This is a genomic window from Aliiroseovarius zhejiangensis (assembly GCF_014656375.1).
Taxonomy (GTDB): domain Bacteria; phylum Pseudomonadota; class Alphaproteobacteria; order Rhodobacterales; family Rhodobacteraceae; genus Aliiroseovarius; species Aliiroseovarius zhejiangensis.
Genome location: NZ_BNCH01000003.1, coordinates 336,949 through 361,066, shown reverse-complemented (window position 1 = coordinate 361,066; position 24,118 = coordinate 336,949). Strand labels below are relative to the sequence as shown.

At 61.7% G+C, this 24,118-nt stretch carries 22 protein-coding genes; 8 read left to right on the top strand and 14 right to left on the bottom strand.

From position 1 onward, the window contains the following. The first annotated feature begins 73 nt into the window (after positions 1 to 73). Positions 74 to 637 carry a DUF1285 domain-containing protein gene (locus IE188_RS09645; protein ID WP_191286346.1) on the top strand — a complete coding sequence of 188 codons (564 nt, stop codon included), beginning with the start codon at positions 74 to 76 and terminating at the stop codon, positions 635 to 637. Between the two features lie 43 nt (positions 638 to 680). Further along, positions 681 to 1,802 (top strand): THUMP domain-containing class I SAM-dependent RNA methyltransferase, encoded by a 1,122-nt coding sequence (locus IE188_RS09640; RefSeq protein ID WP_191286272.1) that lies wholly within the window; start codon positions 681 to 683, stop codon positions 1,800 to 1,802. Positions 1,803 to 1,858: 56 nt separating this feature from the next. Here IE188_RS09640 and IE188_RS09635 read toward each other — a convergent pair whose 3' ends face one another. Further along, positions 1,859 to 2,632, bottom strand: a complete 774-nt coding sequence (locus tag IE188_RS09635) for a transporter substrate-binding domain-containing protein (protein WP_191286271.1) — start codon at positions 2,630 to 2,632, stop codon at positions 1,859 to 1,861. Positions 2,633 to 2,799: 167 nt separating this feature from the next. Here IE188_RS09635 and IE188_RS09630 point away from each other — a divergent pair, with 167 nt between their 5' ends. After that, positions 2,800 to 3,501, top strand: coding sequence for an amino acid ABC transporter ATP-binding protein (locus IE188_RS09630; RefSeq protein ID WP_191286345.1), 702 nt, complete (start codon positions 2,800 to 2,802; stop codon positions 3,499 to 3,501). Between the two features lie 9 nt (positions 3,502 to 3,510). Beyond that, positions 3,511 to 4,281, top strand: coding sequence for an amino acid ABC transporter permease (locus tag IE188_RS09625; protein ID WP_191286270.1), 771 nt, complete (start codon positions 3,511 to 3,513; stop codon positions 4,279 to 4,281). A 13-nt stretch (positions 4,282 to 4,294) separates the two neighbouring features. On the opposite strand, the gene IE188_RS09620 is transcribed toward IE188_RS09625, so the two are convergent. From IE188_RS09620 to acs, 7 genes are all read right to left on the bottom strand, one after another. Continuing rightward, on the bottom strand, positions 4,295 to 5,710 hold the full coding sequence (locus IE188_RS09620; RefSeq protein WP_308442446.1) for a 3'-5' exonuclease: 1,416 nt from the start codon (positions 5,708 to 5,710) through the stop codon (positions 4,295 to 4,297). Then, on the bottom strand, positions 5,707 to 6,237 hold the full coding sequence (locus tag IE188_RS09615; RefSeq protein ID WP_191286269.1) for a hypothetical protein: 531 nt from the start codon (positions 6,235 to 6,237) through the stop codon (positions 5,707 to 5,709). Before IE188_RS09615 ends, IE188_RS09620 begins: the two co-directional genes overlap by 4 nt. A gap of 30 nt (positions 6,238 to 6,267) precedes the next feature. Next, complete coding sequence (locus IE188_RS09610; RefSeq protein ID WP_191286268.1) at positions 6,268 to 8,103, bottom strand: DUF294 nucleotidyltransferase-like domain-containing protein; 1,836 nt, start codon at positions 8,101 to 8,103, stop codon at positions 6,268 to 6,270. Positions 8,104 to 8,205: 102 nt separating this feature from the next. Beyond that, positions 8,206 to 9,993, bottom strand: coding sequence for a sodium:solute symporter family protein (locus IE188_RS09605; protein ID WP_191286267.1), 1,788 nt, complete (start codon positions 9,991 to 9,993; stop codon positions 8,206 to 8,208). Positions 9,994 to 10,004: 11 nt separating this feature from the next. Beyond that, on the bottom strand, positions 10,005 to 10,265 hold the full coding sequence (locus tag IE188_RS09600; protein WP_091428788.1) for a DUF4212 domain-containing protein: 261 nt from the start codon (positions 10,263 to 10,265) through the stop codon (positions 10,005 to 10,007). Positions 10,266 to 10,325: 60 nt separating this feature from the next. Further along, positions 10,326 to 11,009 carry an adenylate kinase gene (locus tag IE188_RS09595; RefSeq protein WP_191286266.1) on the bottom strand — a complete coding sequence of 228 codons (684 nt, stop codon included), beginning with the start codon at positions 11,007 to 11,009 and terminating at the stop codon, positions 10,326 to 10,328. Beyond that, the gene (acs, locus tag IE188_RS09590) at positions 11,009 to 12,979 is read right to left on the bottom strand and encodes an acetate--CoA ligase (RefSeq protein WP_191286265.1); all 1,971 of its coding nucleotides are present in this window, start codon (positions 12,977 to 12,979) and stop codon (positions 11,009 to 11,011) included. Before acs ends, IE188_RS09595 begins: the two co-directional genes overlap by 1 nt. A gap of 456 nt (positions 12,980 to 13,435) precedes the next feature. On the opposite strand from acs, the gene IE188_RS09585 reads away from it, so the two are divergent. Further along, a complete protein-coding gene (locus IE188_RS09585; protein ID WP_191286264.1) occupies positions 13,436 to 14,122 on the top strand; it encodes a nitroreductase in 687 nt (228 codons plus the stop codon). On the opposite strand, the gene IE188_RS09580 is transcribed toward IE188_RS09585, so the two are convergent. Beyond that, a complete protein-coding gene (locus IE188_RS09580) occupies positions 14,086 to 15,240 on the bottom strand; it encodes a thiolase family protein (RefSeq protein WP_191286263.1) in 1,155 nt (384 codons plus the stop codon). The genes IE188_RS09585 and IE188_RS09580 overlap by 37 nt on opposite strands. Then, a complete protein-coding gene (locus IE188_RS09575) occupies positions 15,237 to 16,433 on the bottom strand; it encodes an AMP-binding protein (protein ID WP_191286262.1) in 1,197 nt (398 codons plus the stop codon). The genes IE188_RS09580 and IE188_RS09575 overlap by 4 nt, the downstream gene beginning before the upstream one ends. A gap of 176 nt (positions 16,434 to 16,609) precedes the next feature. Between IE188_RS09575 and IE188_RS09570 the strand changes: the two genes are divergently transcribed. Beyond that, the gene (locus tag IE188_RS09570) at positions 16,610 to 17,509 is read left to right on the top strand and encodes a 2-dehydro-3-deoxygalactonokinase (protein ID WP_191286261.1); all 900 of its coding nucleotides are present in this window, start codon (positions 16,610 to 16,612) and stop codon (positions 17,507 to 17,509) included. A gap of 9 nt (positions 17,510 to 17,518) precedes the next feature. Here the strand turns inward: IE188_RS09570 and IE188_RS09565 are convergent, their stop codons facing one another. The 4 genes from IE188_RS09565 to IE188_RS09550 form a co-directional block, all read right to left on the bottom strand. After that, positions 17,519 to 18,616 (bottom strand): ABC transporter ATP-binding protein, encoded by a 1,098-nt coding sequence (locus tag IE188_RS09565; RefSeq protein ID WP_191286260.1) that lies wholly within the window; start codon positions 18,614 to 18,616, stop codon positions 17,519 to 17,521. A gap of 5 nt (positions 18,617 to 18,621) precedes the next feature. After that, positions 18,622 to 19,515 carry a carbohydrate ABC transporter permease gene (locus IE188_RS09560; RefSeq protein WP_191286259.1) on the bottom strand — a complete coding sequence of 298 codons (894 nt, stop codon included), beginning with the start codon at positions 19,513 to 19,515 and terminating at the stop codon, positions 18,622 to 18,624. Beyond that, positions 19,508 to 20,380, bottom strand: coding sequence for a carbohydrate ABC transporter permease (locus IE188_RS09555; protein ID WP_191286258.1), 873 nt, complete (start codon positions 20,378 to 20,380; stop codon positions 19,508 to 19,510). Before IE188_RS09555 ends, IE188_RS09560 begins: the two co-directional genes overlap by 8 nt. A 61-nt stretch (positions 20,381 to 20,441) precedes the next feature. Then, positions 20,442 to 21,686 (bottom strand): ABC transporter substrate-binding protein, encoded by a 1,245-nt coding sequence (locus IE188_RS09550; RefSeq protein ID WP_191286257.1) that lies wholly within the window; start codon positions 21,684 to 21,686, stop codon positions 20,442 to 20,444. 247 nt (positions 21,687 to 21,933) lie between these two features. On the opposite strand from IE188_RS09550, the gene IE188_RS09545 reads away from it, so the two are divergent. Both IE188_RS09545 and IE188_RS09540 read left to right on the top strand, forming a co-directional pair. Next, complete coding sequence (locus tag IE188_RS09545; protein ID WP_191286256.1) at positions 21,934 to 22,668, top strand: response regulator transcription factor; 735 nt, start codon at positions 21,934 to 21,936, stop codon at positions 22,666 to 22,668. Continuing rightward, complete coding sequence (locus tag IE188_RS09540; protein ID WP_191286255.1) at positions 22,668 to 24,116, top strand: sensor histidine kinase; 1,449 nt, start codon at positions 22,668 to 22,670, stop codon at positions 24,114 to 24,116. The genes IE188_RS09545 and IE188_RS09540 overlap by 1 nt, the downstream gene beginning before the upstream one ends. Positions 24,117 to 24,118: the final 2 nt, after the last annotated feature.

Sequence of the window (24,118 nt, the reverse complement as noted above, 5' to 3'; positions counted from 1 at the left end):
CACGTCGGGGGAACAAATGACAAAAACGGCAAGTGACGGAAAATCGCCGGAAAAAGCTGCAACCGGCAAGAACATGACCGAGACGCTGGCCGACGCCGCCCGGAAAGCGGGCAAGAAGGGCCTGCCTCCGGTGCATTTGTGGAACCCTGAATTTTGCGGCGATCTGGACATGCGGATCGCGCGCGATGGGACATGGTTCTACCTTGGCACTCCCATCGGGCGGCATGAATTGGTAAAGCTGTTTTCCTCGATCATTCGCAAGGATGGCGACGATTATTTCCTTGTCACGCCCGTCGAGAAGGTCGGGATCACGGTTGATGATGCCCCGTTCGTCGCCATCGACTTCGAGGCCACCGGCAAGGGCCGCGATCAGGTGCTGACCTTCACCACCAATGTGGGTGATGAAACCGTGGCCGGGCCCGACGCGCCCATCCGGGTCGAACGTGCCCCGGACACTGGCGAGCCGTCACCCTATGTGCTGGTGCGCAGAAATCTTGAGGCGCTGATCGACCGCAAAAGTTACTATCGTCTTGTCGACTTGGGGGCACACGAAGAACACGAGGGCGAAAGCTGGTTCGGGCTTTGGTCAAGCGGTGTGTTCTTCCCGATCATCCCGTCGAAAGAGTTGAACGTCTGACAATCCCCCTCGCCCTGCCCGCGCCCTTGGGCTATGGGACACCATGACTGACACCAATACATATGAAATCTTTCTTGTCGCCCCGCCGGGTCTGGAACCCGTGCTGGCGGACGAGGCGCGCTCCGCAGGTTTTGCCACGCCCACCGCCAGCCCCGGCGGCGTGACCATCCATGGCGATTGGGCCGAGGTCTGGCGCGCCAACCTGACCTTGCGCGGCGCCACGCGGGTGCTGGTGCGGCTAGGCAGTTTCCGGGCGTTTCACCTGGCGCAACTGGACAAACGCGCGCGCAAGTTTCCTTGGCGCGATGTGCTGCGCGCAGATATGCCTGTGCGAGTCGAAGCGGTGTGCAAACGGTCGAAGATCTATCACCACAAGGCCGCCGCGCAACGGGTTGAGAAAGCCATTACCGAAGAACTGGGGGCGGCGATCTCGAAAGATGCAGCCTTGGTTCTGAAGGTGCGGATTGATGACAATCTGGTCACCATCAGTCTGGATACGTCCGGCGAGAGCCTGCACAAGCGCGGGTACAAGACCGCGACTGGTAAGGCTCCGATGCGCGAAACCCTGGCGGCGTTGTTCCTGAAAGCGGCCGGTTACGATGGGCAGGAGCCGGTCTTGGATCCGATGTGCGGGTCGGGCACCTTCGTGATCGAAGCGGCCGAAATGTCCGTGGGGCTGCTGCCCGGGCGCGCCCGACCTTTCGCGTTCGAGCATCTGGCCAGTTTTGACGCCGATGCCTTTGCGAAACTGAAAGCAGCGTCAGCCGTCGCGGCCCCCGCTGGGCCGCCCAAGTATTTTGGATCAGATCGCAATGCCGGGGCGATTGCCAACAGCCGCCAGAATGCCGACGCCGCCGGGATCACACCGCTGACCCAATTCACCGAAGGGTCGATCAGCGAACTTCAGCGTCCCGACACCGCGCCAGGCCTTGTCATCGTGAACCCGCCCTATGGTGGGCGGATCGGCAACAAGAAACTGCTGTTTGCGCTTTATGGCACTTTGGGCAAGGTGCTGCTGGAACGGTTCTCAGGATGGCGCGTCGCGATCATCACCAGCGATGGGGGGCTGGCAAAAGCGACCGGCCTGCCCTTCCTGCGCCCCGGCCCGCCGGTCGATCACGGCGGCACCAAGGTGAAGCTGTATCAGACGGCAAAGCTGTCGTAACAACAACAAAAAAGGCCGGACATTTTGCCCGGCCTTGTCCCGTTATGCGGCTTGGGTCACAGCCCCCATTTCGCGGCTGTCTCGGAAAAGAACCCCTGTTCTTTCTTCAGCTTCACCCAGCTGTTCACATAGTTGATCCAGACCTGATCGCCCTGCGGCAACAGCATCGCAATCGGGGTCGGCGCGCGGGGGGCCTCGACCGGTACGGCGGTCACATTCGGAAACTTCTCGGTCAGGGTCGCCCCTTCGATGTTCGACGTGATAAACACATCGGCGCGACCGGCCAGAACTTCTTGATAGCCACGCGCAGGTGCCTCAACCACCTTGATGTCGGCATCCGGGAACCAACTGCGCACCATCCCTTCGAACGAGGTGCCAAGCGTGGTCGCCACCTTCACTTCGGGCGTGTTGATCGCGTCCCACCCGTCGTAATTCGCCACCTTGTCCGATGTGGTGAAGGGCAGGATCTGCACCGAGATGTAAGGCTCGGAATACCCCGCCACCTTCATTCGCGACGGCGAGATCGAGGCCGAACCGGTCATGTGGTACTTGCCCGCCACGATCCCGTTCACCAGAGTTTTCCAGTCGGTCGGCACGAATTCCAGCTCGACCTCAAGATCCTTGGCCAGCTCGGTCATGATGTCGATGTCATAGCCACGATAGCTGTCCGTGGCCGGGTCCTTCATCGTCATCGGGTTCCAGTCGCCGGTCGTGCCCACCTTCAGGGCGCCGCCGGAAAGAATGTCGTTCAGGGCGGATTGGGCCTGCGCCCCGCCCGTCAGCATCGCCATCGCCAGCAGCCCGGCCCCAAGTGTTCGCAGAAAGTTCATCGCGCGGTGTCCTTTTGGTGGTTATCAAATTCGTTGCGTGTTCATATACCTTAACAAACACATTACGGATCGAGGCAGCGCATGGATGGGTGCCTCACGATCAGTTGAACAGATCGCGGGCAGAACAACAAGTGGCGAACATCAACCAGGGCAAGCACGCGGTCACCATGGCGCAAGTCAGCAAGTGGTATGACGATTTCCAGGTGCTGCGCGACATCACGCTGACGGTTGACCATGGCGAAAAGCTGGTGATTTGCGGCCCGTCAGGATCCGGCAAGTCCACGGTCGTGCGGCTGCTGGCCGGTCTGGAAACCCATCAGGAGGGCACCATCAAACTTTATGGCCAGCCGGTGGATGCCCAGGGGCGCGGCGATGTGGGCATGGTGTTTCAACAGTTCAACCTGTTCCCGCATCTGAGCGTTCTGGACAATCTGATCCTTGGGCCGATGCGCGCGCTGGGGATGCCCCGACAAGAGGCGCGCGACCGCGCCATGGCCTATCTGGAACGCGTCCGCATCCCCGAACAGGCGGGCAAACGGCCCGGTCAACTGTCTGGCGGCCAGCAACAGCGGGTGGCGATTGCCCGGTCCCTGTGCATGGACCCCAAGCTGATGCTGTTCGACGAGCCGACATCCGCACTGGACCCCGAGATGATCGCCGAGGTGCTGGACGTGATGGAAGATCTGGCCCGCGACGGTATGACGATGATCTGCGTGACCCACGAAATGGGGTTCGCGCGCCGGGTGGCCGACCGTATCGCCTTCATGGATGCAGGCGAAATGGTCGAGGTTGACCCGCCCGAGATCGCCTTCTCGGCCCCGAAATCGGCGCGGTTTGCGCAGTTCCTTGACAAGATCCTGAAGCATTAAGGGGTGACGATGACCAAAATCCGCCTGCCCCTCGCGCTTCTGTCGCTTTTTGCCCTTACGGCCTGCTCGGCCCCGCCCGGCACCTGGGGCTGGTATGTGATCGACCCGTCCACCCCGGCGGGCTGGACCAACATAACATTCCTGCTGCGCGGGTTTTCAGCGACCATCCAGATCTCGGTTCTGGCGGCGGTGGCGTCGATCATCATCGGCCTGCTGGTCGCCCTGCCCGCCTTTGCACGCAGTCGATGGCTGCGCCTGCCCAACCGCATCTATGTCGAGTTCATCCGCGCCATCCCCCTGCTGCCGATGCTGTTCTGGGTGTTCTATGGCTTACCGGTTGTGCTGCGGTCCATCGGGCTTGATGTTAACATTGACCCGTTCTGGGGCGCGGTGATCACGCTGGCCGTTTCCGACAGCGCGTTTACGGCCGAGATCTTCCGGTCGGGCATTCAGGCCGTTCCGCGTGGACAAGCCGAAGCCGCGCAAACCATCGGGCTGACCCGCGCGCAGGCGATGCGTTATGTGATCTTGCCACAAGCGGTGCGGCGCATACTGCCGCCGCTGGCCAACCAGTTCATCTATATCGTGAAAATGTCGGCCTTTGCATCGGTGATCGGAATGGCGGAGCTGACCCGTCGCGCGAACGAGCTGGTGGTGACCGAATATCGCCCGCTGGAGATCTATACGCTTCTGATCCTGGAATATCTGGTGCTGGTCCTGATCATCTCGGCCGGCGTGCGTTGGTTGGAGCGAAAGATGAATGCGGACGAAAGTCGCTGATCCAAACGGCGCATTAATTCAGGTCATTCAACAACCGCTTGTGCTTCTTCGCTTCGGCAATCGCGCCTGCCAATGTCTCGATCCCGCGCGAATGCAGCAAGGCCAGCATCTTGCACAGAACCTCGGCGGTGGCATGGGCATCGCCCAGTGCGGTGTGACGCAGATCGTCAGGAATTGTCACGCCCAGACGCTCGCACAACGCATCCAGCGTGTGCACCTCGGTCGTGCCGAACAACACGGCAGACAAGAGCACCGTGTCCAGGATCGGATGGGTCCAATCCACCCCGCAATCCTTTGCGTGACGCCGCAGGAACGCCATGTCGAATGGCGCGTTATGCGCGACCAGAACCGATCCGCGCGCAAAATCGTGCAGGTGCTTGCCCGCCACGGCGATCCCCGGTTGTCCGGCCACCATGGCGTTTGTCACACCATGCACCTTGGTCGACGCCGCCGGGATGTTTATCCCCGGATCGACCAGTTGATTGATGGTTTCGCCCGGCACGATCTTGCCCTTGACCACCCGCACGGCACCGATCTGGACCACCTCGTCCTTGTGCGGCAGAAGCCCTGTGGTTTCCGTATCGAACACCACATAGGTCAGATCGTTCAGATGCATGTCCATCAGGTTGTCGGTGGCCTGACCCTCCATCAGATCAAAGTCGAACACCACCGGGCGGCTTTGATCGGGGGCGATGTTGGTATGGGCATCATCAATAATGACCAGATACCCTTCGCCGGGGCCAAGAGGTTTCAGGCGCGCGTCAAATTCCAACCCGTTGGCTGCGGCCAGGTCGGTGAAACTCTGCTCGAGCCCGGTCGAGATCATCTTCTTGTGCGCCGCCAGAAACGGCCCTTTCTGAAAATAATCAAAGATCGAGGCATTCAGCCGGGGCGGGCAGACCTGTGACAGCACGCCTGCCGCCTGTTTGTCATAAAGCACGATCTGATGCGCCGGGTTCACCAGGATCATCGCCACCGGAATTTCGGACAAAAGCGCCGTGAGCCGCGCCTTGTCCGCAGACAGCCGCGCGGTTTCCGAGGCGACAATGCTGGCCTGATCCATGGTGGTTTTCATCAGCTGCTCGGACACGGCTTCCGCCGCCGGGGCCAGGTCGCCCAGATAGCGCGCCGCATGTTTGTCGACCCCGCCCACCCCGGCATGAGCGCGCGACCGCAACCCCGTGGCCAGTCGTTCGATCGGGCGGGCGACGTTTTCGTCAAACAAAAACCAGATCCCCGCCGTCAGCGCCAACAGGCCAAACCCGGACAAGACGCCTGCAAAGACAAATCCCGACGCCGGGCCCGAGGCCTGCGCCCGGATATATCCGATGGCCAGCCCCGCCAGCACCACCCCCACCCCGCAGACAGCCAGAAGCGCGAAAAACAGGAAAATTCGCAGGCGCAAGGACAGGGTGGTCAGGATTTTCATGATGTCACCTCAAGTTTGCATATGGCCGCCAGAATCGGATCATCCGTGGGCACCGACACCCAGTCGACGCCCGACACCTCGCCAGAGGCATCGAACGACACCGCGTCGATCAGGGGCGCCCGTTGGTGGGTGTCGCAATTGCCCAGCACCACCATTTTTTCCGGTGCCGACCAACGCCCCATGAACACGAGATCCACCATGCGCAGGGCTGGCTGTGCCTGATGGGTGCGCAGCGACTGTTCATCCAGCGCGGCAAAGCGTTCCACAAACGGCACCACATAGGTCCAGGGACGATAAAGCGAGTTGTTCTCGACCTCCATCACCACGGTCATGCCTTCGGGCAATAGATCGCGGGTGCGCTCGTACCACGCATATTCATTGGCGACCGTGGTCACGATCATCGCAAGCCCGGCCCCGACCGGCATCGCCCATTTGGGCAGACGCCCCCCCGTCAGCTTGTTCAGGGCCAGGACAAGACCGGCGCCGACAAAGGCTGACACGAGCGTGGCAACGATTTCATAGAACATTCAGTTTCCTTCCCTTGCGCACATCACCCGTCAGCCGAGCATGCCGCGACCGTGCCCGATGGCACTTTGCATTGATTTCACGACGACGAAGGCATCGCGCAGATGGCTCCGATCAAATTCCGACAGTTCAGCGGGGGCCAGAAAGTTGTCCGGAGCCTGCCCGGCTTTCACCTGCTCGGCCTGATGTTCCAGCCGGGTTTCGGCGATCAGGTCATAGGCGTCCAGCAGATCCTGCCCGCCCGATTGGGACAGCACGCCCGCGTGGATCGCAGCGACCAGGCGTGCGCGCGTGTTCGCCTCGGGCAACTGGCCTTGCAATGCATAAACGCGCCCAAGATCAACGATGGGAACGACGCCGTTGTGCTTCATGTCCAGCCGGTTCTTGTGCTCGCCCGACCGGATGGTGGCAAAGCCCCGCAACAGGCCCAGTGGCGGGGTGTGTTTCAGGCCGTTGGACACCATATGCGCCACGAAGATCGAGTTCTTGGCCGCCATCGCCAGCGTTTCGGTTTGCAGGTTACCAAACAGCCGCGCATCACCCGCGATCGGACGCAGGTCAAACATGACCGAGGCCAGCATCTGCGCCTCGGGCACCGGTTTTGCGATCCAGTTTTTGAAATACCCGCGCCAAACAGACAGCGGCTGACACCAGCGCGGGTTCATCGCCATCATGTCGCCGGGGCAATAGACATAGCCGCAGGTGTCCAGCCCATCGCAGACGAATTTGGCAAGATCGGCAAAGTAGCCTTCGCGATCGGCGTCTGTCACGTCGTCGGACAGGATCAGGCAATTGTCCTGATCCGAGACACCGGTCTGTTCCTGCCGCCCCTGACTGCCACAGGCCAGCCAAAGATACGGCACCGGGGCCGGGCCCAGTTTCTCTTCGGCCAGCGTCACCAGACGCCGGGTGGCGGTGTCGGCGATATCGGTGATCAGCCTTGTGACAACCTGATGGGGACTGCCGCCCGCCACGAGTTGCAGCAGCAGTTGCGGGATCCGTTTTGTGACGGCTCGCATTTCTTCGGCATCCGCAGCCTGCGCCAGTTCGCGCACCAGTTCGGCCGAGCTGACCGCCTGAAAGCGCGTCAGATCCGTCTGGCTCACGATCCCGACCAGCGTGTCACCTTCGACGATCGGCAGATGGCCGATGCGTTTCTCCATCATCACATGCAGCACGTCGGATCCAATAGCCGACGGCGCCAGCGTGATCGGGTTTGGCGTCATTACGTCTGACACAGGCGTGTCGCTGGGCAGCGCGGCGGCGACCACCTTTCCAGACATGTCGCGCGTGGTCAGAATGCCGGTTAGTTTCTCGCCTTCCGTCATGCAAAGCGACGAGACGCGATGATCCCGCATCAGGATCGCGGCCTCGCGCACCGTGGCGTCTGACGCGCAGGTGATCGGGTCACGCGCCATGAATGTGTCGACCTGCGTGGTGGCAAGGCTTTGCTGGGTTTGCTTGTTTTGCTTGTCGGCGCGCGTGCGGTCAAAGAAGCGCCGAACGGCGTCATGGCCTTGGACCAGCGTATGAAAAGTCTTTGATGGCAGGATCAATAGGGTTGCATCGGCGACCGCCTGCGCCTTGGTCACAGCGCGTCCATCCCGCAGCAAGCCGCGTTCACCGAACGAGTTGCGCATTCCCAGGTGGCTGACGGTCACACCGTTTTCATCCGTGATCTCAACCTCGCCGGCATGGATGATAAAGATACCGGGCAATTGGTCGCCAAGATCATAAATGATGTCACCCGCAGTGACGGCGCGTGCCTCGATCTGCCGGGCAAGGTCGCTCAGACTGTCCTGAGGCAATGCGTCATAGGGATGCACGGATTGCAAGAAGCGAAGGATCTGGTCCTGGGTCAACGGCATTCAACTGCGCCTTTGCTGAAAAGAAATATCCCGCCCGGTGTGCACCGGACGGGACAGGATTGGAAGGGGGCGGGGCGCCGCAGGGACGCCCGCCCAAGCCTTTTAGTGATCCTGAGCCGCACCGGCGCCGCGCGGAACGCGAACCGATTCAACCAGCTCCTGGATATGGACCGGCGTCGGTTTGGTCATACCTGACACGACATAGGCCACCGCGAAGTTAACCGCCGCACCGACCGCACCGAACGATGTCGACTTGATCGTCCCCAGCAGCGGATCAGCATCCGAGAAGCTGTTGGTGTCCGGGATGAAGAACCAGCCCTTGTGCAGGAAGATATAGACCAGCGTCACAACCAGACCGGCCAGCATACCTGCAACCGCACCGCTGTTGTTCACCTTGGTCGAGAAGATGCCCATCATCAGTGCCGGGAAGATCGACGCCGCAGCCAGACCAAAGGCCAGCGCCACGGTTTGCGCCGCAAAGCCCGGAGGATTGAGGCCCAGATAGGTGGCAACCACAATGGCAACCGCCATCGCGATACGTGCCGACAACAGCTCGCCTTTTTCCGAGATTTGCGGGTTGATGGCACCCTTGATCAGGTCATGCGACACAGCCGACGAGATTGCCAGAAGCAGACCGGCAGCGGTCGACAGAGCGGCGGCAAGACCACCGGCTGCGACCAGACCGATCACCCAACCGGGAAGGTTGGCAATCTCGGGGTTGGCCAGAACCAGGATGTCGCGGTTGAAGTTGGTCAGCTCATTGCCAGCCCAGCCTTTTTCCGCGGCCATCGCCTGAAGCTCGGCATTGCCGTCGTTGTAGTACTGGATCGCACCGTCGCCGTTCTTGTCTTCCCAGCCCAGCAGGCCGGTCTTCTGCCACGTGTCCATCCAGTCATAACGCTCGTCATTTTCGATCTGCTCAAGCGTCACGGCACCACCTTCGATGCCGCCATTGGGCCACATCATTTCCGAGATGTTCAGGCGCGCCATCGCACCAACAGCCGGGGCCGTCAGGTACAGAAGGGCAATGAACACCAGCGCCCAGCCAGCGGACCAACGGGCGTCAGACACTTTGGGCACGGTGAAGAAGCGCATGATCACGTGCGGCAGACCGGCGGTGCCGATCATCAGCGACAGAGTGAACAGCAGCATGTTGAACGTGTCACCATGATGGGCGGTGTACTCGTTGAAGCCCAGTTCCTTCACGATGGCATCCAGCTTGGCCAGAAGCGGCTCGCCCGATGCGGCATGATCGCCAAACAGACCCAGCGCCGGGATCGGGTTGCCGGTCAGTTGCAGCGAGATGAAGATGGCCGGAATCGTATAGGCCATGATCAACACGACATACTGGGCCACCTGCGTATAGGTCACACCCTTCATGCCGCCGAACACGGCGTATGCGAACACAACCGCCGCACCGATCAGAAGGCCGGTGGTGTTGTCCACTTCAAGGAAGCGGCCGAAAGCCACGCCCACGCCGGTCATCTGGCCGATCACGTATGTGACCGAGGCCACGATCAGACAGACAACAGCCACGATCCGCGCGGTCTGGCTGTAGAAGCGATCGCCGATGAACTCGGACACAGTGTATTTGCCAAATTTGCGCAGATAGGGCGCAAGCAGCAGAGCCAGCAGCACATAGCCGCCGGTCCAACCCATCAGATAGGTCGAGTTGTCATAGCCGGTGAAGGCAATCAGACCCGCCATCGAGATGAACGAGGCCGCCGACATCCAGTCCGCCGCCGTTGCCATCCCGTTGGTGACGGGGTGAACGCCACGCCCGGCGGCGTAGAATTCTGATGTCGAGCCCGCGCGGGCCCAGATTGCGATGCCGATGTACAGCGCGAAGCTCGCGCCGACAAACAGCAGGTTGATCGTAAACTGATCCATATGTCTCTCCCTTACTCTTCGTCCACGCCGTGTTCACGGTCGAGCTTGTTCATGCGCCAGGCGTAGTTGAAGATCAGAATGAGGAAGACGATGATCGACCCCTGCTGAGCAAACCAGAAGCCCAGATCGGTCCCGCCAACGGCGATCCCGGACAGCATTGGGCGCAGCAGGATGCCGAACCCGAATGAGACCAGCGCCCAGATGACGAGGCTGATCAAGATGATGCGCACATTGGCGGACCAATATGCGGAGTTGGATGAGTTTTCGGCCATGAAGCCACCTCCCTAACGTTCCACTGGCCGGGGGCTTGTGCGACCCGGCCTGTCCCTTTCTTATGCAATCGCCTCCTTCACGATCGCATTCAGATTGCCCGCGATCTCGTCGATGCCCAGCATCGCGTCGACCGTTTTCAGGCTGCCCTTGCCCTTGTAATAGGCAATGAGCGGTGCCGTTTGTTCGTGATAGGCCACAAGACGGCTTCCCACGGTTTCGGCATTGTCGTCGGCCCGGCGTTTCATCTCCGTGCCGCCGCATTTGTCGCAGACGCCATCCTTGGCGGGCTGCTTGAATTCGTCGTGATACCCTTCGCCACAAGCGCCACAGGTGTAACGGCCCGAAATCCGGGTCACCATGGCGGCGTCGTCAACCTCAAGGCTGATGGCGGCGTTGATTTTCTGACCGTTCTCGGCCAGCAGCGCATCCAGCGCCTCCGCCTGCACGGTCGTGCGCGGGAAGCCGTCAAGGATCACCCCTTTGGCACAGTCCGCATCCGCCAGACGGTCGCGCAGAATGGCGATCACGATCTCGTCCGAGACCAGGTCGCCTGCCTCCATCACGGCTTTCGCGGCTTTGCCCGCATCGGTGCCCGCCGCCACGGCAGCGCGCAGAAGATCGCCCGTGGACAGCTGCACAAGGCCGAAGGTTTCCTCCAGCATCCGGGCCTGCGTGCCCTTCCCGGCCCCCGGTGGGCCAAGAAGGATCAGCACGGGTGCCGCTGTTTTCGTCGCCGCATCCATCAGGCTTTGTCCTTGGTCATGCGGTTGTCGATCAGGTCGTCCACCACGGACGGATCGGCCAGGGTCGAGGTATCGCCCAGCGCGCCGAAATCATCTTCGGCGATCTTGCGCAGGATGCGGCGCATGATCTTGCCCGACCGGGTTTTGGGAAGACCGGGCGCCCACTGGATGTAATCCGGGCTGGCGATGGGACCGATTTCCTGCCGGACCCAGTTGCGCAGCTCGGTTTTCAGGTCGTCGGTATATTCTTCACCGTCCATCAGCGTGACATAGCAATAGATGCCCTGCCCCTTGATGTCGTGCGGGAAGCCGACGACGGCGGCCTCGGACACTTTGGCGTGGGCGACAAGGGCGCTTTCGACCTCGGCGGTGCCCATGCGGTGACCCGAGACATTGATCACGTCATCAACGCGGCCGGTAATCCAGTAATAGCCATCCGCATCGCGGCGGCAGCCATCCCCGGTGAAATAATAGCCTTTGTAATCCGAGAAATAGGTCGACACGAAGCGGTCATGATCGCCGAAAATGGTGCGCATCTGGCCGGGCCAGCTGTCTTTCATGCACAAGACGCCTTCGGCCTCGGTCGTCGTGATTTCCTCGCCCGTGGTGGGTTCCAGAATGACGGGTTGCACGCCGAAGAATGGCGTGGTGGCCGAGCCGGGCTTGGTCGGCGTGGCACCGGGCAGCGGGGTCAGCAGGTGACCACCGGTTTCCGTTTGCCACCACGTGTCAACGATGGGGCAACGCCCTTTGCCAACAATGTCGTTATACCAGTTCCAGGCCTCGGGGTTGATCGGCTCGCCCACGGTGCCCAGCACCTTCAGGTCGCTCAGATCGTACTTGGTCACGAACTCCTCGCCACGCGCCATCAGGGCGCGGATCGCGGTCGGCGCGGTGTAGAACTGGTTGACCTTGTGCTTTTCACACACGGCCCAGAAACGGCCCGCATCCGGATAGGTCGGCACCCCTTCGAACATCAACGTGGTCGCGCCATTGGCCAACGGGCCATAGACGATATAGCTGTGGCCGGTGACCCAACCCACATCCGCCGTGCACCAATACACGTCGCCATCGTGATAATCGAACACCAGCTCATGGGTCATCGCCGCATACAGCAGATAGCCGCCGGTGCAGTGCTGCACGCCTTTGGGCTGACCGGTAGAGCCGGAGGTGTAGAGGATGAACAGCGGATCTTCGGCGTTCATCTGCTCTGCCGGGCAATCGGCAGATGCCTCGGCCATCAGCGCAGCATAAGAATGATCGCGCCCGTCCTTCATCGGCACATCGCCGCCCGTGCGTTCGACCACCAGAACCGGCGTGTTGCCCAGATCGCCATGATCCAGCGCCGCGTCCACGTTGGTTTTCAGGGGCGTGTTGCGTCCGCCCCGCGGCGCTTCGTCCGCCGTGATCACCAGCGACGCCTCGCAGCCTTCGACACGGGCCGCCAGAGCCTCGGGCGAGAAACCTGCGAACACGATCGAATGGATCGCACCGATCCGCGCACAGGCCAGCATGGCATAGGCGGCTTCGGGGATCATCGGAAGATAAAGAACAACACGGTCGCCTTTCCCCACGCCCATGCCCTTCATCACATTCGCCAGCTTCGATACATTCTCGTGCAGCTCACGATAGGTGATCTTCTTGTCCAGCGAGGGATCGTCGGATTCCCAGATGATCGCCACCTGATCGCCACGGGTTTCAAGGTGACGGTCGATGCAGTTCTCGGACACGTTCAACTCGCCGTCTTCGAACCACTTGATCGACACGTCGGGGTGTTTGAACGTCGTGTTCTTGATCTTTGTCGGGGTCTTGGACCACGTCAGCCGGGTCATCTGTTCGGACCAGAACGCTTCCGGGTCGTTCACCGAAGCGGCATACATTTCCTTGTATTTCGCAGAATCAATATGAGCGTTCGCGACAAACTCAGCTGACGGGGCATAAGTTTTATCGGCCGTGTTTTCCGACGACATGCAGGGTCCTCCCATTTAATCCTCCGGATCGCGCTCATCGCGCGGTCCACGAAACGTCAGCGCCTTAACAGACGGATTTCCGTTGGTGTTGAAAATAATGGGACAAACCTGCGGCAAACAACAACTTTTTTGTAAATTTGTTTAACAGAGCCACATGATGGCTGTAAATTTTTTACTTAAATGGTGAATTTTCCATAGAACTGCCGACAGTTGCCTGTGAAGGCCGCATTGCATGATCTGAAAAGCTCATGCCGAGTTTTCGCTAACAATATTGCGCAGGTTGCCGTATCGGCAGCTTTCCCGCCGAAGGCGATGCGAAGGACCGAGAATCTCCTCCTTCGGATCTGTCGCATGGGTCGGTGAAGGCGCCGCACGGTCCGGACCGGACAGCCCCCGCACTGTGGACGTGGCAGATGCGATCCCGTACCAAGGACGAAGAACAATCTGCGGTGGTTCATGACCGGCTCACTAGAAGATCTTTTGCGCTCGCGCAGGTCCGTCCGCGCCTTTAACCAGACCCCTGTGCCGCGGGATGCCGTCCAGCGCATGTGCCGCGCCGCCCGGTGTGCGCCCAGCGGGGCCAACCTGCAACCGGGTCAGTTTCACGTGCTGACCGGATCCGCGCTGCGCGGCTTGATCGACGCCTTGCAAGACGCGGTTCGGGCCGGGATCCCGCATGCGGCCGAATATTCCTATTTCCCGTCCCCCATGCCCGAGATGTTGAAGGCCCGGCAGCGGGCGGCGGGCTATGCGCTTTACACGGCGCTGGGTATCGGGCGTCGCGACATCGATGCGCGGCGCGCCCAGTTTGCCCGAAACTATGCGTTTTTCGGGGCGCCGGTCGGTGTCGTCGTGACCATCCGGCGCGACATGGGCAAGGGGTGCTTCATGGATCTTGGCATGTCGCTGATGGCATTCCTGCTGTCCGCCGAAGATCAGGGCTTTGGCGCGACAGGGATCGGGGCGCTTGCCAATTATGGCCCATGTGTCCACGATCACCTGAACCTGCCCGAGGAAGAAATGGTGGTGTGCGGGATCGCCGTCGGGGTGGCCGACGCATCCGCCCCGGAAAACCAGTTCCGCACCGCGCGCGCAGAGCTTCAGGACTACGCGAGCTTTCGTGGGTTCGACGAACCTGCCTGATCCATCCGCAGCACAAGGGCCGTGCCCAGCCCACCCGCTGCGGCAATGGCGGCCACGCCCGCCCCGCCCTGCCTCGCAAGCCGGTGATACAGGCGCACGGCCAAGATCGCACCCGACGCTCCGACCGGATGACCGCGCGCCAGCCCGCCGCCATCGGAATTGACGATGTCACGCGCCAAACCCGCGCCTTTCTGGCAGGCAATGGCTTGCACGGCAAAGGCCTCCATGATCTCGGCGCAGGTTAGGTCGGACGGTGCCAGCGCGGCATCCCGAAGCGATTTTTTGATGGCGGTGACAGGGGCCAGACCGGGCAAGGTCGGATCGCCGCCCAGCGTGACCCCTGACACGATCCTGATCGCCGGGCGCGTGGACTGGCGGGCCAGACGCCGCGCCACCTGCCCTGACACCACAAGGCAGAACGCCGCCCCATCCGCCGCCACCGCCATGTTGGCCGCTGTGATGCTGCCCGTCACGACCGGCGCACGTACGCACAGGCGCGGGGTCAAATCGCGGGTGAACGCATCACGGGTGAGGCCCTGAAGCGCCACGATCTCGTCTTGAGGGTGGGTTTGCCAACGTCTGGCCCCGGCGTGGCTTGAGATGGCCCAGTCATCCTGATCGCGCCGCGAAATCCCCAGTTGCCGGCCCAGCGCGTCCGCCGCCTCGGCCATGTCGGGGTCGCGGGTCGGCCATGGGGTGAAAGGGGCCTGCTCATAGGGTTCGGCCGGGCGTCCATCGGCAAAGGTGCGTGATCTGAGAGGACGGCGGGAATAGCTTTCCGCCCCGCCCGCGATCACGACGTCGTGCTGCCCGGACATCACCATCGCCCGCGCCAGAAGCACCGCATCCAGCCCGCCGCAACACTGACGGTCCACGGACAGACCAGCGACACGCTCCGGCAGGCCAGCTGCCAGCGCCGCGCGACGTGCCGGGTTGCCACCGGCGCCCAGCGCGTTGGACAGTATCACCTCGTCCACCTCCCCATCATCCAGACCCGCATCCGCCAGCACCGCCTGAATGACAGGGGCGGCCAGATCGTGGATGTCGCAATGGGCCAGACCGCCCCCCTTCGGGGCAACCGCGCTGCGCCGTGCCGCGATGATCAGGGCACCGGTCATACGCGTTGCCCCAGATCACGGGCCAGCGCCACCAGATCGGCCTTCCCGGCACTGAGCATGGGCAGGCGGTCGACAAAAACGATGCGTCGGGGGCAGGCATGCGCGCCCAGAACATTGCGGCAGTGGGCTTGCAGGCGGCGGGCAAGGGCATCGTCTTGCGCCCCTTCCACGACCCCGACAATCACCTGCCCGCGTGTTGGATCCGGCACCGGAATAGCCGCGCATGGCCCGACACCCGGCACTGCGCGCATCTGTGCCTCGACCACTTCGGGAAACACGTTCTGATCTGCCACCGTCACCATCCGGCTCTTGCGCCCCAGCACGGTCAGGTTTCCGCCTTGATCCAGCTGCCCCATTTCGCCAATGCTCAGATAATCGCCCTGCCAGCGCGTGTCGGGACTGTTGCCCATGGCATACCCGTCAAACAGGTACGGGCTTTTCACCCAGATTTCACCGGTTCCGCTTGTATGCCGCCCCTGCCCATCGCGAATGCAAAGCTCCACCCCGGGATAGGCACGCCCGACCGCTCCAGGTGGCGTTTGCGCATCGCTGATCGCCACGAAGCTCGTCTCGGACGCGCCGAAAAACTCGCGCACCGTCGCCCGGGGAAACATCTCGCAGATCTGCGTGCGTGTCGACACATCCAGCATCCCCCCACCACAGAAAACCCAGCGCAGGCTTTCAATGGGTTCTTCGGACGCCGCAGCCAACAGGCGAAGCTGGGTTGGCGTCGCATAGAGCACCTGCACACCGTTTTCGCGCAGCGCGCGGGCCTGAGATCTTGGGGACAATCCGGTCAGGACCGAAAGGTCACAGCCGATATCAAAGGCCTCCAGCACGGCATAAAGCGTCAGGGAATGGGTTATCGCCCCCAGAACGGCATAGGGCGCCTTGGGCCCGACACCGAACCGGTCGCGCGTCACTTCGAAACTGGCCCGCCACGAGGCCGGACTGCGGCGAATGATCTTCGGCGCGCCGGTCGACCCTGCGCTTTGCACCAACAGCCGTTGGCCCGCGCCGGTCTGCTCGGCCGCCCCGACACCGGCCTGGGTCACCGACAGGCTTTTGCCCCGGCGCAACAGGTCGACGACCGCTTCCAGCGCCCGCGCCGTGGCCGAGCCCAAGGCCGATTTTCCGTCACCCGGCACTCGGACGGAGGTTTGGACCTCCTGCCTGAAGCGATCAGGGCTCACATCTCGATCCTTCCCAATTCGATTGCCCACACTATGCGCAGGAACAGGCAGGCGCGCCAGCCCTTCCGGCGGCGCAGCGATAGTCCCCTTCCCCTTTGCGAAAGCCACTCCCCCGACTGGACCCGGACAAATCAGGTGGCTATCACGATCTCAGCAAAAAACTGCGCGAGGCACCGATGACCACAGAAAAACCTGACTGGATTGCCATGGAATCCCGTCAATCCGGCCTGCAGGTCTGGTTGATGGGGGCAGACGATAGGGTGCTGCAGCACAGACAATCCGAAACGAGCATGTCCGGGGACAGGTTCGAGACGAGGCTGCGCGACCTGCTATCTGATGTTTTGCCTGATAGCAGCGTCCCGATTGTCGTATGTGGGATGAGGCATCCTGCTGTTTCGCCCGCCGCCGATGCGTATTTATCAACCCCCTGCGCGCCGCCGACAATCGCGCAGGCAACACCATATCAGATGAGGAGGTTTGAACTGTCTCTCTTGCCGGGGGTAAAGCAGGCGGCTCCGCCTGACCTGATGCGGGGCGAGGAGATGCAGGTCGCAGGGCTGCTGACTTATGACCCGAATTTTGATGGAATACTGTGCCTGCCCGGCCCACAAATAAAATGGGTGCATATCAGCGCCGGCGAGATTGTAAGCTTTCGCACCTTCATGACGGGCGAGCTGTTCGACCTTCTGTCGCGCGACACGATGTTGCGATCCGCCGTGAATGCTGAAGGCTGGGATCGCGCGGTGTTTGAGCAGACGCTTTCCGAAACCTTGGTGCGTCCGGCTGATCTGGCCGCGAAAATCTTTTCCGTCTATGCCGACAGCGAACTGAACGCGCGCAGCGCAGACGTTGCGCGCGGACGCTTGCTGGCCGTGTTGATCGGCGCAGAACTGGCGGCGGCCAAGCCCTATTGGCTTGGCCAGAACGTCGCGATCCCGGCAGACGCCCCGATGTCCGCAGCCTATGCCACAGCATTGGAGGCACAGGGCGTCGCCGTTCGGCACCTGAACCATGTCAATCTGGCGCTAAGCGGTCTGATCGCCGCGTATCGCGGGCCTTCGTCTTCTTGCCCATAAAGCGCGCACTCAGTTCAGACGCTGCCCGCTGTCCGGCGCGAAATAGGACACTTTGCTCATGTCGATCGACAGGTTCAGCATCTCGCCGGGTGTGGCGACGGTTTCCGAATGCAGCCGCGCCGTGACCGGCTTGCCGCCAAGTTCGGACACCACATAAGTATCTGCCCCGGCGGGTTCGACCATGTCGATCAGGCAGCTGGCATCCTGCACATCGGCACCGGCGCGAAATCCAGCCTCGGCGATGTCTTCGGGGCGCAGGCCAAGGATCACATCCTCGGGCAAGGCGGGGGCATGTTCGTCGATCAGCACGAGCGGCGTGCCGCTGCTGCGGGCAATCTCGATCCGCGCGCCTGCGCCATCGGCCCGCGCCTTGGCCGGGATCAGGTTCATCGCAGGCGACCCCATGAAATCGGCGACAAACAGATTGGCAGGCCGGTTATAGATCTCGGACGGCGATCCGATCTGCTGAATTACCCCGCCTTTCAGGACCACGATCTTTGTGGCCAGCGTCATCGCCTCGATCTGGTCATGGGTCACGTAAACCATCGTCGCGCCAAGGGTCTGGTGCAGTTTCTTGATCTCGGACCGCATTTCGACCCGCAGCTTGGCGTCAAGGTTCGACAGGGGTTCGTCGAACAGGAACAGCTTGGGATCACGCACCAAAGCACGCCCCATCGCGACCCGCTGCCGCTGCCCGCCGGACAACTGCCCCGGACGGCGATTCAGAAGCTGTTCAATCTGCAACTGGCTCGCCACCTCCTGCAACTTGCGGGTCTGGGTTTCCTGATCGACGCCCCGCACCTTCATTCCGAAGGTGATGTTCTTCGCGACGCTCATCGTGGGATAAAGCGCATAGGATTGGAACACCATCGCGATGTCGCGGTCCTTGGGACTGACATCGGTCATGTCAGCACCACCAATCATCAGCCTGCCACCCGAAATCGGCTCAAGCCCCGCAATGCAATTCAAAAGCGTGGATTTGCCGCATCCCGACGGGCCGACCAGCACGAGGAAATCGCCGGGCTCGATCGCGATGTTGATATCCTTCAGGATCTCGACCGGACCATAATTCTTATAGAGGTTCTGGATTTCAAGAATTGGGGCCATCGGTCTTATCCCTTTACAGAGCCCGCGGTCAGTCCGCGGATGAAGTATTTGCCAGCGACGATATAGACAAGCAGTGTCGGGGCGGCGGCGATGATCGCTGCGGCCATGTCGACATTGTATTCCTTAACGCCGGTGGTCGAATTGACGATGTTGTTCAGGGCAACGGTCACGGGTTGCGTGCCCGCCTGGCTGAACGACACGCCGAACAGGAAGTCGTTCCAGATCTGCGTGAACTGCCAAATCACGGTCACAACGATGATCGGCAGGCTGAGTGGCAGGAAAATCGACCAGAAGATACGGAAAAACCCTGCCCCATCCACTTTGGCCGCTTTGGTCAGTTCGGACGGAATGGAAACATAGTAGTTGCGGAAAAACAGTGTCGTAAAGCCGATGCCATAGATCACGTGGACGAAGATCAGCCCCGGAATGGTGCCCGCGATGCCCATCAGGCCCAACAGGCGCGCCATGGGAAGCAACACCACCTGAAAGGGGATGAAGCAGCCAAACAGCATCAGAGAGAAGATGATGTTCGCACCGGGAAATCGCCATTGCGCCACCACATATCCGTTCAGCGCCCCGATGAAGGTCGAGAGTGCGACAGCGGGCACCGCCAGCAGGACAGAGTTCCAGAAATAAGGCCGCAGCCCTTCGCACTGGATGCCCGTGCAGGCCCCGGACCATGCGGTTTTCCACGCGTCGAACGTGACCTCGCGCGGCAGGGCCACAAGGCTTCCGGTGCGAATTTCCTCAAGGCTTTTCAGCGAGGTCGTGACCATCACAAAAAGTGGCATCAGGTAATAAAGCGCAAAGAGGCCCAGCAGGATGTACAGCACCCAGCGCAGAACAATCTTGCCGAATGCGCCGCTTTTGCGCGCGGGGGGATGTGCAAGATCAGTCATTTTTCGCTCGCAGTTCCGAATAGAGGTAAGGCACGACAATCGCGAACACGACCAGCATCATGATCATGGCGGAACTCGCCGCCTGACCGATGTCACCGCGTGAAAAGGCCATCGCGTACATGTAGGTTGCGGGTAGATCGGTCGCATATCCTGGCCCGCCGCCCGTCAGGGCAATGACAAGGTCGAAGCTCTTGATCGCAAGGTGGGCCAGCACGATGAACGCGGACATGAAGATCGGCCCCATCGACGGGATGATGATCGCGGAATAGATGCGCCAGGTGGGGATGCCGTCCACTTGCGCGGCCTTGATGATCTCCTCGTCCACCGAGCGCAGACCGGCTAGAAACAAGGCCATCACGAAGCCCGAACTTTGCCATACCGCCGCGATCACGATGGTATAAATCGCCATGTCCGGGTCAACGAGCCAATCGAATGAGAACCCTTCGAACCCCCACCCCTGCACGGTGGCCTCGATCCCCAGCCCTGGGTTCAGGATCCATTTCCACGCGGTGCCGGTGACGATCATCGACAGCGCCATGGGGTAAAGATAGATCGTGCGGATCACGCCCTCGGTGCGGATTTTCTGATCCAGCAGAATCGCCAGAAGCAGCCCTAGCACCATCGCGATGATGATGAACAGCGCGCCGAAGATGAACAGGTTGTTCATCGCCGTGTCCCAGCGCGGCGCGGCAAACAGGCGCTTGTATTGAATGAAGCCCTCGATCTCGTATCTGGGCAGCAGGCGCGAGCGGGTCAGCGAGACCCAGGCCGTCCAGGCAATGAACCCGTATACAAACACCAAAACAGCGATGAATGAGGGCGCTAGCACCATCTTGGGCAGGTGCGTTTCCAGCCATTTTGTCATCTGTTTGATCCCCCGAAGGTTTCACCCCCGACCCGACAACGGGCGGGGGCGAAGGGTCGGTTTACATGCTGTTGGCGACAGCTTCGGCCAGCATCTGGACCGCGTCAGCCGACGATATGTCCGAGTTGAAATGTGCCGTCACCACATCGGTGATCGCACCGGCCTGCGCCCCGCGCAGCGCCATGCCATGGGCATAGCTGGGTAGGAGCGAGCCGTTGGCCGCGCTGGCGTTCATATCCTCGGCCGAGGTATGGGCGCAGCTGTCAAACTCATCCAGTGCCACGTCGACACGGGCCGGGATCGAGCCTTTGTTCAGGTTGAACACCTTCTGGAAGTTCTGACCGACGATCAGCTCGGCCAGCAGGTCTTGCCCGGCTTTCTTGTCGTCGCCATCCACGTTGAACATGGCAAAGCTGTCCACGTTGTACAGGAACCCGTCACCCGGCGTGGATTGGCACAGGAAATCTTCGCCCGGCACTTTGCCAGCGGCAAGAAACTCGCCCTTGGCCCAGTCGCCCATGATCTGGAAGGCGGCTTCGCCATTCATCACCATGGCCGTCGCCAGGTTCCAGTCGCGGCCCGAGAAGTTGTCATCCACATAGCTGCGCATCTTGCGCATCTGATCGAACACCGCGACCATGCCATCCGAAGTCAGCGTGTCGGCGTCCAGATCGACAAAGGCTTTCCTGAACCCCTCCGGGCCAAGTATACCCAGCGCGACGGCTTCAAAGACGGTGGCGTCCTGCCAGGCCTGCCCGCCATGCGCCAGCGGGATCACACCGGCAGCCTGCAATTTCTCGGCTGCCGCATTGAACTCCTCCCACGTGGTCGGCATTGTAATGCCGTTGGCCTCAAGCACCTCCGCATTTGCCCAGATCCAGTCGATCCGGTGGACGTTCACGGGGGCCGCGCACCATGTGCCTTCGCACTTCATGTGGTTTGCAATTGACTCCGGCAGCACCTCGGCCCAGCCATTTGCGTCCGCCACGGACGAGATATCGGCCAGCACGCCTTCCTCGTACCATTCCTGAATGGCAGGGCCTTTCAGTTGAACGGCGGTCGGCGCATTGCCAGCCAGCACGCGGGCGCGCAGGGCGGTCATGGCGGCATCGCCGCCGCCGCCGGCCACGGGCATGTCGGTCCAGGTGCCACCCTTTGAGGCAAATTCCTCTTGCAGCACAGCGACAGCCTTGGCTTCACCCCCCGAGGTCCACCAGTGCAACACTTCGGCTTGCGGTTCAGCCACGGCAACATTGCTTGCCATGACGGCAAACGCGGACACGGCCGCGAAAGCGGTTCTTTTCATCTAAAAATCCTCCCATAATCTGCCGCGCTCATTGGCGGTGATGATGTCAGCATGCGCCTGCGCGCCGAGTCGCAGCAACGGTCAACCGCAGCCACTCGCGCGGCGATATGCAGTTTTTCGGCCAATCTGTTACAGCTTGTTACCTAATCCTTGATTCTGTTGCCTGTTGTTACATTGGCTGGAGCAGGGAGCGCACAGAGCGAGCCAACCGCCGCGCCTGCCTGAACCAGAAAAAAGAGAGTGCATATTGACCATCCCACGCCTTCTTGTTGTCGATGACGATGCCGACATGCGGTCGATGATGACGCAGTTTCTGCACCAGAATGGCTTTGTCGCCCTGCCCGCGGCCTCGGAACGTGACATCAGGGGCCATCTGGACGCCGGGCGCATCGACCTGATCCTGCTGGATGTGATGCTGGGGGATGAAAACGGGGTCGAGATCTGCGGCCGCCTGCGCGCCCAACAGGACGTGCCGATCATCCTGGTGTCGGCGTTGTCCGCCGATCATCAGCGCATGGCGGGATACGAGGTCGGGGCGGATGACTATATCGCCAAGCCGTTCAATCCACAGCTTCTCTTGGCGCGGGTGCGGGCCGTGTTGTTGCGGGCCCAACGCACCCCGTCGCTGGCCTATCGTCGACGGGTGTCCGTATTTCGTTTCGGCGGTTGGGTCTATGATGGAAAGCGCAATGAGATCGTGTCGCCCGAGGGGTTTCAGGTCGCCCTGTCCCAACGTGAGACCGCGCTGTTGAAGGTGATGTTGGCCAACCCCCACATTCCCCTGACCCGGGACGAGATCGCCGCCGCCCTGGACGTGACCGGTGAAGGCGACCAGCCCGAGGCCTCGGGGCGGGCGATTGACGTTCTGGTGGGCCGGCTGCGATCAAAGATCGAAAAGAACCCCAAAGACCCGCAGATGTTGCGCACCGAACGGGGCACCGGATACGTCTTTGCGATTGACGTCTCGGTCGAGGACGCGTGATGTCGCGCGGGCTGTCCCTGCGCCGGGTTGGCGGGGCGTGGGTGCTGCTGTCCTTTGCCGCCGGGATGATCGCGGCCACGCTGTGGCTGGGATCGGTGCGCGCCTGGGACCGTCACCTGTCGCAAGCCTATGCGGCGGGGTTCACGATTTATGAAGCCCTGCGGCAGGATGTGCCGCCCGGCGACCGGGTGACGATTGCGCCGCTTACACCCGACGATGCCGCGATGGCCACGCGGGGCGAATTTGCGCGACTGCCCGACACGCCGAGGCCCGCCTATGTCACCAATATCTCGATCCTGATCCGGCCCGCGTCCCCGACGGATCGCGCGGTTCTGACCCTTGGCATTGTGTCGAATGAACTGGTCTATCCGATCTCGGATATCGTCGTGCGCGGCGATCCGATTCCGGCGGGGCGTCTGGGCCAGGTGACCCGGCTTCTGGCCTCCTATTGCAGCACGCCGATCATCTTCGCGCGTTATGCCGACAAACCCTGGCAACGCATCGACGGTGCCGCCGTCTGGGGCTGCGATGCCGCCCCGCCCGATCTGCGCGTGCCGGCCGCCCTGGCCGCGGTAATCGCGCTGGCGGCCTTGTTGACCCATGTGGCCAACACCACCGCCAGTTTCCAGACGTTCGCCCGGGCGCTTCGGGTGCGCCGACGCTTTGGCGGTCCTGAAAGCTATGAGATCGAAGGCCCGGCTGAATTGCGCGACATCGTGGCCGCCGTGAACGCCCACCTTCAGGCCGAGCGCGCGCAACTGGCCCAGCGGGCCATGGTGCTGTCCGGGGTTAGCCACGATCTGGGCACCCCGGCCACGCGGCTCAGGCTGCGCGCGGCCCTGATCGACGACGCCGACCTGCGCGGCAAGCTGGAAGCGGATATCGACCAGATGACCGATATGATTGAAAGCGTGCTGACTTACACGCGGTCGGAAATCAACGCCGAAGAACCGCGCCAGTTGTCGCTGACATCGCTGGTCGAGGCCCTTGTGGCCGATTATCAGGACACCGGTCGACCGGTATCGCTTCGGCATCAGGACCCGGTGGTGATCGAGGGCGGGGCATCCGTGTTCATGTCGCGCAGGGGTCACAGCCAGTTGCCGGATGAACGCCGGGTGCTGGTCACCGCGCGCCCCATCTCGCTTCAGCGGGCGATCTCGAACCTGATCGACAACGCGCTGAAATACGGACGCCGCGCCATGGTCGAGCTGCACACCGATGCCGAAACCGCCACGATCATTGTCGAGGATGAGGGGTCGGATTACTCCGCCGCCGAAATCGAGCACATGATGGCCCCGTTTGAGCGCGGCGACAACTCGATGAACATTGCCGGGTTCGGGCTGGGTCTGACCATCGTGGCAACGGTGGCCCAACAGCATGGCGGCACCTTGCGTTTTGACGCCGGGGCCAGGGGGCTGCGGGCCTTGTTGTCGATCCAGCGCAGGTGATC